The 11,925-nt window shown below is 54.5% G+C and carries 13 protein-coding genes and 1 pseudogene; all 14 read right to left on the minus strand.

Annotated elements, in window-relative coordinates:
- On the minus strand, positions 1–449 hold a 449-nt coding region (gene rpsC, locus Q0362_RS06940; protein WP_298121744.1), incomplete at its 3' end, for a 30S ribosomal protein S3.
- On the minus strand, positions 449–847 hold the full coding sequence (gene rplV / locus Q0362_RS06945) for a 50S ribosomal protein L22 (RefSeq protein WP_298121747.1): 399 nt from the start codon (positions 845–847) through the stop codon (positions 449–451). The genes rpsC and rplV, both read right to left, overlap by 1 nt.
- On the minus strand, positions 847–1,128 hold the full coding sequence (gene rpsS, locus Q0362_RS06950) for a 30S ribosomal protein S19 (protein ID WP_038503177.1): 282 nt from the start codon (positions 1,126–1,128) through the stop codon (positions 847–849). The genes rplV and rpsS overlap by 1 nt, the downstream gene beginning before the upstream one ends.
- Positions 1,129–1,146: 18 nt before the next feature.
- A complete protein-coding gene (rplB, locus tag Q0362_RS06955; protein WP_298121751.1) occupies positions 1,147–1,983 on the minus strand; it encodes a 50S ribosomal protein L2 in 837 nt (278 codons plus the stop codon).
- Positions 1,984–2,004: 21 nt separating this feature from the next.
- A complete protein-coding gene (gene rplW / locus Q0362_RS06960; RefSeq protein ID WP_038503179.1) occupies positions 2,005–2,304 on the minus strand; it encodes a 50S ribosomal protein L23 in 300 nt (99 codons plus the stop codon).
- A gap of 2 nt (positions 2,305–2,306) precedes the next feature.
- Positions 2,307–2,990 (minus strand): 50S ribosomal protein L4, encoded by a 684-nt coding sequence (gene rplD / locus Q0362_RS06965; RefSeq protein ID WP_298121760.1) that lies wholly within the window; start codon positions 2,988–2,990, stop codon positions 2,307–2,309.
- 4 nt (positions 2,991–2,994) lie between these two features.
- Positions 2,995–3,645 (minus strand): 50S ribosomal protein L3, encoded by a 651-nt coding sequence (gene rplC, locus Q0362_RS06970; protein ID WP_298121765.1) that lies wholly within the window; start codon positions 3,643–3,645, stop codon positions 2,995–2,997.
- A gap of 7 nt (positions 3,646–3,652) precedes the next feature.
- The gene (rpsJ, locus tag Q0362_RS06975) at positions 3,653–3,961 is read right to left on the minus strand and encodes a 30S ribosomal protein S10 (protein WP_038503182.1); all 309 of its coding nucleotides are present in this window, start codon (positions 3,959–3,961) and stop codon (positions 3,653–3,655) included.
- A 450-nt stretch (positions 3,962–4,411) separates the two neighbouring features.
- Positions 4,412–5,605, minus strand: coding sequence for an elongation factor Tu (tuf, locus tag Q0362_RS06980; protein ID WP_298121773.1), 1,194 nt, complete (start codon positions 5,603–5,605; stop codon positions 4,412–4,414).
- Between the two features lie 83 nt (positions 5,606–5,688).
- Complete coding sequence (fusA, locus tag Q0362_RS06985) at positions 5,689–7,806, minus strand: elongation factor G (RefSeq protein ID WP_298121776.1); 2,118 nt, start codon at positions 7,804–7,806, stop codon at positions 5,689–5,691.
- Positions 7,807–7,848: 42 nt separating this feature from the next.
- A complete protein-coding gene (rpsG, locus tag Q0362_RS06990) occupies positions 7,849–8,319 on the minus strand; it encodes a 30S ribosomal protein S7 (protein WP_096382567.1) in 471 nt (156 codons plus the stop codon).
- Complete coding sequence (gene rpsL / locus Q0362_RS06995) at positions 8,319–8,693, minus strand: 30S ribosomal protein S12 (RefSeq protein WP_182485235.1); 375 nt, start codon at positions 8,691–8,693, stop codon at positions 8,319–8,321. Before rpsL ends, rpsG begins: the two co-directional genes overlap by 1 nt.
- Positions 8,694–8,909: 216 nt before the next feature.
- The gene (locus Q0362_RS07000; protein ID WP_298121787.1) at positions 8,910–9,548 is read right to left on the minus strand and encodes a hypothetical protein; all 639 of its coding nucleotides are present in this window, start codon (positions 9,546–9,548) and stop codon (positions 8,910–8,912) included.
- Between the two features lie 85 nt (positions 9,549–9,633).
- Positions 9,634–11,925 (minus strand): annotated as a pseudogene (locus Q0362_RS07005) (DNA-directed RNA polymerase subunit beta'); the annotation flags it as partial.

Below are 11,925 nucleotides of genomic sequence, written 5' to 3' on the forward strand. Positions count from 1 at the left end.
GCGCCCTGGCGAAGTGCACCCTGCATACCCTTACGCATTGCGCGGCGGAAAGCCACACGTGCGTTTAGCTGCTCAGCAATACCCTGAGCTACTAGCTGTGCATCCATGTCTGGGCTCTTAACCTCAAGGATGTTCAACTGGATCTGCTTCTTAGTTAGCTTCTCTAGGTCAGCGCGGATAGCCTCAGCTTCTGCACCACGACGGCCGATAACTAGACCCGGACGTGCAGTGTGAATGTCAACGCGTACACGGTCACGTGTACGTTCGATCTCAACACGTGACACACCAGCGCGGTCTAGGCGCTCGGTTAGTAGTGCGCGAACCTTGATGTCCTCGGTTACGTAGTCCTGGTAGCGCTGTCCCTTTTTGGTTGAGTCAGCAAACCAACGCGATACGTGATCGGTGGTGATTCCTAGACGGAAACCGTATGGGTTAACTTTTTGACCCATTAGTTGCCACCTTTCTTCGCGGTCTTCTTAGCTGCCTTGGCAACAAGTTCATCTGGGGTTGCAACCACAATGGTGATGTGGCTGGTGCGCTTCAAGATCTGGAACGCGCGTCCCTGTGCACGAGGCTGGAAACGCTTAAGAGTTGTACCTTCGTCTACGAAAGCTTCTGATACGAACAGGTCATCTTCGTTGAAGAATGTGTTGCTTGCTTCGGCCTTAACCTTGGCGTTTGCAACTGCTGCCTGAACCAACTTGAAGATTGGCTGTGAAGCTTGCTGTGGAGCGAACTTCAAAATTGCCATTGCTTCTGCGGCTTGCTTTCCACGGATAAGGTTCACAACGCGGCGAGCCTTCATCGGGGTAATGCGAATGTGGCGAACTTTAGCTAGAGCTTGCATTATTTACGCTTTCCCTTTCTATCGTCCTTCACGTGACCACGGAAGGTGCGGGTTGGTGAGAATTCGCCAAGCTTGTGACCAACCATGGTCTCAGTGACGAATACAGGTACGTGCTTACGACCGTCGTGAACCGCAATGGTGTGACCCAGCATTGCTGGAACGATCATTGAACGGCGAGACCAGGTCTTGATCACGTTCTTGGTGCCAGCCTCATTCTGCTTGGCGACCTTCTGGAATAGGTGGTCGTCAACGAATGGACCCTTTTTCAAACTACGTGGCATTTGTATTCAGACTCCCTATTAACGCTTCTTGTTAGCGGTACGACGGCGGACGATTAGCTTGTCGCTTGGAAGGTTTGGCTTACGTGTGCGACCCTCAGCCTGACCCCAAGGGGTAACTGGGTGACGACCACCAGAAGTCTTACCTTCACCACCACCGTGTGGGTGGTCAACCGGGTTCATAGCAACACCACGAACGGTTGGGCGCTTGCCCTTCCAACGCATACGGCCTGCTTTACCCCAGTTGATGTTTGACTGCTCGGCGTTACCAACTTCACCAATGGTGGCGCGGCAACGTGCGTCTACGTTTCGGATTTCACCTGAAGGTAGACGAAGCTGTGCGTACGCACCGTCTTTAGCAACTAGACGAACAGAAGCACCAGCTGAGCGAGCCATCTTTGCTCCGCCGCCTGGCTTAAGTTCAATTGCGTGAATAACGGTACCTACTGGAATGTTCTTCAATGGAAGAGCGTTTCCTGGCTTGATGTCAGCGGTAGCGCCCTGTTCAATGCGGTCGCCCTGCTTTAGCTTGTTCGGCGCAATGATGTAACGCTTTTCACCATCTGCGTAGTGAAGCAACGCGATGTTAGCGGTACGGTTTGGGTCGTACTCGATGTGAGCTACAACTGCTGGAACACCATCTTTGTCGTGACGACGGAAGTCGATAACGCGGTACTGACGCTTGTGGCCACCACCGATGTGACGAGTGGTGATGCGACCAGATGCGTTACGTCCACCAGTCTTTGACAATGGGCGAAGTAGTGACTTCTCTGGAGTGGTACGTGTGATTTCAGCAAAATCTGAAACTGACGAACCACGACGACCAGGAGTCGTTGGTTTGTATTTGCGAATAGCCATTTAATTTATCCTCTACTTCGCTTAACCGGCAGTTGTGAAAATGTCGATTGAGCCGGACTTAAGGGAAACGATTGCACGCTTGGTGTCCTTGCGCTTGCCCAAGCCAAACTTGGTGCGGCGAGTCTTACCAACGCGGTTAAGAGTGTTGACCTTGTCAACCTTTACGTTGAAGATCGCTTCGATAGCCTGCTTGATTTCAGTCTTGTTCGAGCGAGGGTCAACCTCAAAGGTGTACTTGCCGTTGTCGATCAAGTTGTAGCTCTTTTCAGAAACAACAGGCTTGATGATTACTTCGCGTGGGTCCTTCTGAATTTCAGTCATGACTACGCCTCCACTTCAGATGAAGAAGCAACTGCTTTAGCAGATGCACCCTTAGCTGGGCCAGCGATGTATGCGTCAAGGGCAGCCTTGGTGAATACCAAGTCGTCACTCAACAAAATGTCGTAAGCGTTTAGCTGGTCAACAGGCAGAACGTGAACGCCCTGGATGTTGCGCAAGCTCTTGTAGCTCAGGTCATCGGTGCGGTCTAGAACGATCAACACGTTGCGACGCTGAGTTAGCTGAGCAAGAATCGCAGCAGCTGCCTTAGTTGAAGGAGTCTGACCAATTGCGAATTCGTTGATTACGTGTAGACGACCGTTACGTGCGCGGTCTGATACAGCACCGCGAACAGCAGCAGCCTTCATCTTCTTAGGTGTGCGCTGGTCGTAGTCACGAGGCTTTGGACCGTGAGTGATGTAACCACCGCGCATCTGTGGAGCACGAAGTGAACCCTGACGCGCGCGACCGGTTCCCTTCTGCTTGAAAGGCTTCTTACCAGTTCCAGAAACTTCACCGTGACGCTTGGTTGAAGCTGTACCCTGACGTGCTGCTGCCTGCTGGGCAACAACAACCTGGTGGATTAGAGGAACGTTTGTTTGTACGTCGAACAGTTCGCCCGGCAGGTCAACTGACCCAGCCTTCTTACCTGCAACGTCTAGAACGTCAAGCTTTGTGGTTTCAGCCATTTGCTTACGCTCCCTTCACAGCGTTACGAACGAATACCAACTGGCCCTTAGGACCAGGGATTGCGCCCTTGATGATTAGAAGACCCTTCTCAGCATCAACTGCGTGAAGAGTTAGGTTCATGGTGGTCACGCGGTCTGTACCCATACGGCCAGCCATCTTCTTACCCTTGAATACACGACCCGGGGTTGATGACATACCAATTGATCCAGGCTTACGGTGGTTGCGGTGCGCACCGTGAGATGCGCTAACACCAGCGAAGCCGTGACGCTTCATGTGACCTGCGAAGCCCTTACCCTTTGAGGTACCAACTACGTCAATCTTTGAGCCAACCTCAAGAACCTCAACACCAAGTTCCTGACCAACTGAGTACTCAGCTGCATCAGCGGTGCGGATTTCTGCGATGTGACGACGAGGTGTAACGCCAGCCTTTGCAAAGTGTCCAGCTAGTGGCTGGGTTGTCTTGCGAGGGTCGATGGCGCCGTATGCAACCTGAATGGCTTCGTAGCCATCGGTGTCAATGTTTTTGATCTGGGTGACAACGTTCGAGCCAGCCTCAACTACGGTTACCGGAACAAGCTTGTTGTTCGCGTCCCATACCTGAGTCATGCCGAGCTTCTTACCCAGAAGTCCCTTAACGGTTCTATTTACAGACATGATTTCCTTAGAGCTTGATCTCGATGTTGACATCGGCAGGAAGGTCGAGACGCATCAATGAGTCAACTGCCTTAGGAGTTGGGTCAATGATGTCGATAACGCGCTTGTGGGTGCGCATCTCGAAGTGCTCGCGGCTGTCCTTGTATTTGTGCGGTGAGCGGATCACACACACAACGTTCTTTTCGGTCGGCAAAGGCACTGGGCCCACAACGGTCGCACCGGCACGGGTAACCGTGTCGACGATCTTGCGTGCCGAAGTGTCAATGACCTCGTGGTCATATGACTTAAGTCGAATGCGGATTTTCTGTCCGGCCATCTTGACTCGCTCTCGTTCTACCCATGGTTTCCCACGGGACGCTTAGTAGCACTACTTCTGTTGCACCACTGTTTTGATTTCAAGACCCGCCACAGGCCTTTGGGGCCCATTTAGGGGTACTGCTTGTCCGACCCACGCTGTCGGGCGTGTCGCGCTTTTTTACAAGCACGAACCCGAAAACTCTTAGTCGGATACATTTTTGTTCAGCTGCCGGGGGAACCAACCTTTCGGTGATTCACATGCCTGCAGTGGTTCACGCAAGAAAGCGCGACTACTCACGAACTTGTCTATCTTGCCACACATTGGCGTGTCTATGCAAGTTAATGTTTTGCACGGATGTATCTTTACCCGCGGCAATACCTTGCCAAACTTTGATTTCAATAAGTTGACCAAAGAAAACTCCCCCAGGCCGAAGCCTGAGGGAGTTTTTGAATCTCTAAGTAATCGAAATTACTTGGTGATCTTGGTTACGGTACCAGCACCTACGGTACGGCCACCCTCACGGATAGCGAAGCCGAGGCCCTCTTCCATGGCGATGGGCTGAATCAGCTCAACGGTCATGTCAGTGGTGTCACCAGGCATAACCATTTCCTTGCCCTCAGGCAAGGTGATAACGCCGGTCACGTCAGTGGTACGGAAGTAGAACTGAGGACGGTAGTTTCCGAAGAATGGGTTGTGACGTCCACCCTCATCCTTGGAAAGGATGTAGGCAGTTCCTTCGAAGTTGGTGTGAGGAGTAACGGAACCAGGCTTTACAACAACCTGTCCACGCTCAACCTCTTCACGCTTGGTACCGCGGAGAAGAAGACCACAGTTCTCGCCAGCCCATGCTTCGTCGAGCTGCTTGTGGAACATCTCGATACCGGTAACGGTGGTCTTCTGAGTGGGACGGATACCAACGATCTCAACTTCAGAGTTGATGAGGAGGGTACCGCGCTCGGCGCGACCAGTTACAACGGTTCCACGACCGGTGATGGTGAAGACGTCCTCAACGGGCATGAGGAATGGCTTGTCCTTGTCGCGTACTGGGTCTGGAACGGAGCTGTCAACAGCTTCCATCAGGTCCAGGATCGACTGGGTCCACTTTGCGTCACCCTCGAGAGCCTTGAGGCCGGATACGCGAACAACAGGAGCGTTGTCGCCATCGAAGCCCTGGCTGGAGAGGAGTTCACGAACCTCGAGCTCAACGAGCTCAAGGATTTCTTCGTCGTCAACCATGTCGGACTTGTTCAGAGCAACGAGGAGGTAAGGAACACCAACCTGCTTTGCGAGCAGAACGTGCTCGCGAGTCTGAGCCATAGGACCGTCAGTAGCAGCAACCACGAGGATTGCGCCATCCATCTGAGCAGCACCGGTAATCATGTTCTTGATGTAGTCGGCGTGGCCAGGTGCGTCAACGTGTGCGTAGTGACGCTTGGGGGTCTCGTACTCAACGTGCGAGATGTTGATGGTAATACCGCGCTGACGCTCTTCAGGAGCGGAGTCGATCGACGCGAAGTCGCGCTGAACGTTGGTTGCGGATGGGTAGGTGTCAGCGAGAACCTTGGAGATCGCTGCGGTAAGAGTGGTCTTACCGTGGTCAACGTGTCCGATGGTACCGATGTTTACGTGAGGCTTGTTGCGCTCGAATTTGGCCTTAGCCACGGGGTCCTCCTAGGACATTCGAGTAGCTTCCGGTTGGAAACTACAGGGTTTGGATTATTTTACTGAACTCACAAGGAGCGAGATTACTCGCCCTTGTTTTTCTGGACGATCTCGTCGGCGACAGCCTTCGGGACCTCGGCGTAGCTGTCGAAAGTCATCGAGTACACAGCGCGACCTGAGGTCTTAGACCGCAGATCACCGACGTATCCGAACATCTCCGACAGGGGGACAAGGGCGCTAACGACCTTGACACCCGTTGCATCTTCCATGGACTGAATTTGTCCACGGCGAGAGTTGAGGTCACCGATAACATCGCCCATGTACTCCTCTGGAGTACGAACTTCAACAGCCATAAGTGGCTCGAGAAGAACGGGGTCAGCCTTTCGGGCCGCCTCCTTGAAGGCCATTGAGCCTGCAAGCTTGAAGGCCATTTCCGATGAGTCAACGTCGTGGTAGGCACCATCGAGGAGGATGCCCTTGACGCCGACCATGGGGTAGCCAGCGAGAACGCCGACTGCCATGGAGGCCTGGAACCCGGCGTCTACCGATGGAATGTATTCACGAGGAATACGTCCACCAGTTACCTGGTTTGAGAATTCGTAGATCTTGTCGCCCTCTACGGTGAGAGGCTCGAGCGAGATCTGGACCTTTGCGAACTGACCTGAACCACCGGTCTGCTTCTTGTGGGTGTAGTCGTGCTTGTCTACAGTGCGACGGATGGTCTCACGGTAGGCAACCTGAGGCTTACCCACGTTGGCCTCAACATTGAACTCGCGACGCATACGGTCTACGAGGATGTCGAGGTGAAGCTCACCCATACCGGAGATAACAGTCTGACCAGTTTCCTGGTCCTGCTCTACGCGGAAGGTGGGGTCTTCTTCAGCAAGCTTCTGGATAGCAGTACCCAGCTTCTCCTGGTCAGCCTTGGTCTTGGGCTCAATAGCAACCGAGATAACTGGCTCGGGGAAGCTCATTGATTCAAGAACAATGGGGTTTGCAGGATCGCAGAGGGTGTCACCAGTGGTGGTGTCCTTCAGACCGATAACAGCGTAGATGTGTCCAGCAGACATGATGTCAACAGGGATTTCCTTGTTGGCGTGCATCTGGAAGATCTTGCCGATACGTTCCTTCTTGTCCTTAGTTGCGTTGAGCACCTGAGCACCGGACTCTGCCTTACCCGAGTAAACGCGGGTGTAGGTGAGACGACCGAAGAAGGGGTGAACTGCAACCTTGAAGGCCAGAGCCGAGAATGGCTCGGAAGCATCAGGCTTACGCTCGATGACCTTTTCCTCATCACGCACGTCGTGGCCCTGAGTTGCGGCAACGTCGAGTGGGCTGGGGAGGTAGTCAACAACAGCGTCAAGCATGGGCTGAACACCACGGTTCTTGAACGCAGAACCACAGAGCACAGGGTAGATCTCAGAAGCGATAACCATCTTGCGGATGGCCTTCTTGATCTCGGCTACCGAGAAGTCGGTGTCGCCTTCCATGTAACGCTCGAGGAGCTCGTCGTCACCTTCAGCTACAGCTTCGATGAGTGCAGCGCGGTATTCGTTTGCCTTCTCGACGAGGTCCGCAGGGATCTCTTCGATGTCGTACTTGGCACCCATTTCCACGTCACCCTTTGCGTCTCCACGCCAGGTGAGTGCACGCATCTCTACCAGGTCAACAACACCTTCGAAGGTGTTCTCGAAACCGATAGGAAGCTGGATAACAAGTGGCTTAGCGCCCAGACGCTTGATGATGGTGTCTACGGTGAAGTAGAAGTCAGCACCCAGCTTGTCCATCTTGTTAACGAAGCAGATACGAGGAACGTCGTACTTGTCAGCCTGACGCCATACGGTCTCAGACTGAGGCTCAACACCTTCCTTACCATCGAACACAGCAACAGCACCGTCGAGAACGCGGAGCGAACGCTCCACCTCCACGGTGAAGTCAACGTGACCGGGGGTGTCAATGATGTTGATCTGGTTCTTGTTCCAGAAACAGGTGGTAGCAGCAGAAGTAATCGTGATACCACGCTCCTGCTCCTGTGCCATCCAGTCCATGGTTGACGCACCATCGTGAGTTTCACCGATCTTGTGGTTTACACCGGTGTAGAACAGGATTCGCTCAGTGGTGGTGGTCTTTCCAGCATCAATGTGAGCCATGATGCCGATGTTGCGGACCTTGTTTAGGTCAGTGAGGGCTTCTTGAGCCACAGGATTCCTCCGAAATAGTTAGTGAACAGGGTTTGGCTCGGACTACCAGCGGTAGTGAGCGAAGGCCTTGTTCGACTCGGCCATCTTGTGGGTGTCTTCACGACGCTTGACTGCTGCGCCAAGACCGTTCGATGCATCGAGAATCTCGTTCATGAGACGCTCGGTCATGGTCTTTTCGCGACGAGCCTTTGCGTAGCTGGTCAACCAACGCAGTGCGAGGGTGTTTGCACGGTGAGGCTTAACCTCAACGGGGACCTGGTAGGTCGAACCACCAACACGGCGAGAGCGAACCTCAAGGGTGGGGCGCACGTTGTCGAGTGCCTTCTTGAGAGTGACGACTGCATCTGCACCAGTCTTTGCGGTTACACCTTCGAGTGCACCATAAACGATGCGCTCTGCGAGACCCTTCTTGCCATCAAGAAGAATCTTGTTGACGAGCTGGGTGACAATGGGGGCGCCGTATACGGGATCGGCTACAACGGGACGCTTAGGAGCGGGACCTTTACGAGGCATTACTTCTTCTCCATCTTCGCTCCGTAGCGGCTACGAGCCTGCTTGCGGTTCTTAACGGCCTGGGTGTCGAGTGCACCACGGATGATCTTGTAACGAACACCAGGAAGGTCCTTTACACGACCACCGCGAACGAGCACCATCGAGTGCTCCTGGAGGTTGTGACCTTCACCGGGAATGTAGGCGGTTACTTCAGTACCGTTGCTGAGCTTGACACGAGCAACCTTACGAAGAGCCGAGTTGGGCTTCTTGGGGGTGGTGGTGTACACACGGGTGCATACTCCACGCTGCTGAGGGTTCGACTTGAGGGCGGGTGCCTTGGTCTTGGTGACCTTGGGCGAACGTCCCTTACGAACCAACTGGTTAATAGTTGGCACTATTTACTCCTTGATAAAACTGCACGGTGACAGCCGCTAAACGATTTAGCTAAACATCTGCCGCGACTTCACGAGCGTGAAGTCATTTCTGACAGATATGCCGTGGGGGTTCACCACTGTTGAAAGTGGGTAGACCCTTAAGGTGTTTCTGGCACGCAAAACGCACCAAGGCAAAAGCTTATCTCAGCTACCCTGCGGGGTCAAACGGCAGTTTTCTTACTCCGCTGCCTCAGGTGCATCGCGGAGCTTGCGGGCCTTGACCGCAATCCAGCCGCCGAACCAGATGGGGATCTCGCGAGAGAGGACCACAGCAACCAAAACCACTGGGTTGAAGGCAATTCCGTGCCACATAAATTCGATAGCTTCACTGAATGTCAGCGTCCAGGCACGAACCGTGAGTAGACCTGCACCGATCGCAGTGGCATAGGTCAAGATGGCGACAACCAGCCCCCAGAGCACGAAGGTGCGCCAGTGACCCTTGTTGATCAGGATCGCGAGGATCACAAAGTAGAGCGTGAAGGCTATCGCCGTGAGCCAGTAAACCGGAGTGGTCAAGAAAGCTAGGGTGCGGTCTTGAATAAAGACCTCAGCACTCGTTCCCGCAGAGGAGTCCCCATACATCCACGCAGCTGCGCTGTAGCCCCAGGCAGCTAAGGCGTAGAGAACAGTAAAGACGACACCGCCAATCAGGGCAACAACGGCACCAGTTGTGCGGTTGCTGGGCGCAGCCTCAACCGCAGGAGCATCTTCAGTGGTTGCCGAGCCGGTCACACCAGCGAAGCCCAGACCGGCAGGTGGTTCTTCCTCGGGTGCAGGCTTGAAGAACTCGGGGTGCTCAGTTGTGGGATCACTCATGATGCGCTCAGCGTATAACGACGAAAGCCCCGCCATGTGGCGGGGCTTTCGCGAGTCACAAACTCGGTAACGAGTGAGTTCCTACTTAGTTGTAGTTACCCGAGAAGTCATCCGACGAGAAAGACTCGAAGTCGACGAAGCTCAGGTCAGCGTCGGTGAAGTCACCCTCAGCCGCGAAGATGCGGTTGGGGTAGCGTTCAGCCTTTGCTTCTTCCGTCGCCTCAACCGAGATGTTGCGGTACTTCGCAAGACCGGTTCCGGCGGGGATGAGCTTACCGATGATGACGTTCTCCTTGAGGCCGACGAGAGGATCGGACTTGCCGTCCATCGCAGCCTGGGTGAGAACACGAGTGGTCTCCTGGAAGGAGGCAGCCGACAGCCACGACTCGGTAGCCAGCGAAGCCTTGGTAATACCGAGGACTTCCTGACGAGCCGAAGCAGTCTTCTTGCCTTCTGTGAGAGCAGCGCGGTTCATCTCGGTGTAACGAGAACGATCTACGAGCTCACCAGGAAGCAGGTCAGTGTCACCGTGCTCAACAACAGTTACCTTGCGGAGCATCTGACGAACGATGACCTCAATGTGCTTGTCGTGGATAGGTACACCCTGCGAGCGGTAAACGCCCTGGACGCCACCAACGAGGAGCTGCTGCACGGCGCGAACACCCTGAACTCGCAGAACTTCCTTGGGGTCAACGGTTCCAACCTGGAGAGGCTGACCGAGTTCAACGTGGTCTCCATCAGATACGAGGAGAGTCGAACGCTTGAGCACGGGGTAGATAACTGCCTCGTCACCATTGTCTGGTGTGAGGATTACCTTACGGCTCTTGTCGGTCTCTTCGATGGTGATGCGACCAGCAGTCTCAGCGATAGGCGATGCACCCTTAGGGGTACGCGCTTCGAAGAGCTCCTGAACACGAGGCAGACCCTGTGTGATGTCATCAGCCGATGCGGATCCACCAGTGTGGAAGGTACGCATGGTGAGCTGAGTACCAGGTTCACCAATCGACTGAGCGGCGATGATACCCACGGCTTCACCGATGTCGACGAGCTTGCCGGTAGCAAGTGAGCGACCGTAGCAGGCAGCACACACACCAACAGCAGACTCACAGGTCAGGACCGAACGGACCTTCACCTCGTGAACACCAGCAGCGATAAGAGTGTCGATCAGAACGTCACCTGCGTCGTCGCCAGCCTTGGCGATGACGTTGCCCTTAGCGTCGACTGCGTCAGCAGCGAGGCTACGTGCGTAGATGGAGTTCTCCACGTTAGCGTCACGGACGAGCTCACCAGCTGCGTTAGCGGCAGCGATAGGCAGGTCGAGACCCTTAGTGGTGCCACAGTCCTCTTCGCGGATGATGACATCCTGCGATACGTCGACGAGACGACGAGTGAGGTAACCGGAGTCTGCAGTACGCAGAGCGGTGTCAGCCAGACCCTTACGAGCACCGTGGGTCGCGATGAAGTACTCCACAACGGAGAGACCTTCACGGTACGACGAGATGATCGGACGAGGGATAATTTCACCCTTAGGGTTGTTCACCAGACCACGCATACCCGCAATGTTGCGGACCTGCAGCCAGTTACCACGAGCACCAGAGGTGACCATGCGGTTAATGGTGTTGTTTGCAGGGAAGTTCTTCTGCATAGCTTCAGCAACTTCAGCAGTAGCGTCGGTCCAGATCTTGATCAGTTCCTGACGACGTTCGTTGTCAGTGATCATGCCCTTCTCGAACTCAGACTGAACCTTCGCAGCCAACTTCTCGTAACCAGCAACGATTTCGCGCTTGTTTGGAGGAGTCAGAACGTCGGAGAGTGCAACGGTGACACCCGAGCGAGTAGCCCAGTGGAAACCTGCATCCTTGATGTTGTCAAGGGTGGCAGCAACCACGGTCTTGGGGTAACGCTCAGCGAGGTCGTTGACGATGCCGGAGATGGTGCCCTTGTCAGCAACCTTCTGGATGTAGGGGTAGTCAGCGGGCAGAGCCTCGTTGAACAGTGCCTGACCCAGTGAGGTGGTGACGGTAACTGGTCCACCGGTGTAACCCTCAGGTGCTTCACCCTCAGCGAAGACAACATCATTCAGACGAATGCGTGCCATGGCGTTGAGGTCCAGCGAGTGCTGGTCGTGAGCGAGGATTGCCTCAGAAACGGAAGAGAATGCGCGACCTTCACCGGTAGCACCTTCCTTCACGGTGGTGAGGTGGTGCAGACCAATGATCATGTCCTGCGTTGGCAGGGTCACGGGGCGACCATCCGAAGGCTTGAGGATGTTGTTCGAAGCAAGCATCAAGATGCGAGCCTCGGCCTGAGCCTCAACCGAGAGCGGAAGGTGAACAGCCATCTGGTCACCGTCGAAGTCAGCGTTGAACGCAGCACA

Origin of the sequence: uncultured Aurantimicrobium sp. (genome assembly GCF_936931525.1) — a bacterium.
Lineage (GTDB): Bacteria > Actinomycetota > Actinomycetes > Actinomycetales > Microbacteriaceae > Aurantimicrobium.

Bases quoted from the DNA above. Each gene is read 5' to 3' on its own strand.
- rplV (WP_298121747.1), bottom strand. From the start codon at position 847: ATGCAAGCTCTAGCTAAAGTTCGCCACATTCGCATTACCCCGATGAAG.
- rpsS (WP_038503177.1), bottom strand. From the start codon at position 1,128: ATGCCACGTAGTTTGAAAAAGGGTCCATTCGTTGACGACCACCTATTC.
- rplB (WP_298121751.1), bottom strand. From the start codon at position 1,983: ATGGCTATTCGCAAATACAAACCAACGACTCCTGGTCGTCGTGGTTCG.
- rplW (WP_038503179.1), bottom strand. From the start codon at position 2,304: ATGACTGAAATTCAGAAGGACCCACGCGAAGTAATCATCAAGCCTGTT.
- rplD (WP_298121760.1), bottom strand. From the start codon at position 2,990: ATGGCTGAAACCACAAAGCTTGACGTTCTAGACGTTGCAGGTAAGAAG.
- rplC (WP_298121765.1), bottom strand. From the start codon at position 3,645: ATGTCTGTAAATAGAACCGTTAAGGGACTTCTGGGTAAGAAGCTCGGC.
- rpsJ (WP_038503182.1), bottom strand. From the start codon at position 3,961: ATGGCCGGACAGAAAATCCGCATTCGACTTAAGTCATATGACCACGAG.
- rpsG (WP_096382567.1), bottom strand. From the start codon at position 8,319: ATGCCTCGTAAAGGTCCCGCTCCTAAGCGTCCCGTTGTAGCCGATCCC.
- Q0362_RS07000 (WP_298121787.1), bottom strand. From the start codon at position 9,548: ATGAGTGATCCCACAACTGAGCACCCCGAGTTCTTCAAGCCTGCACCC.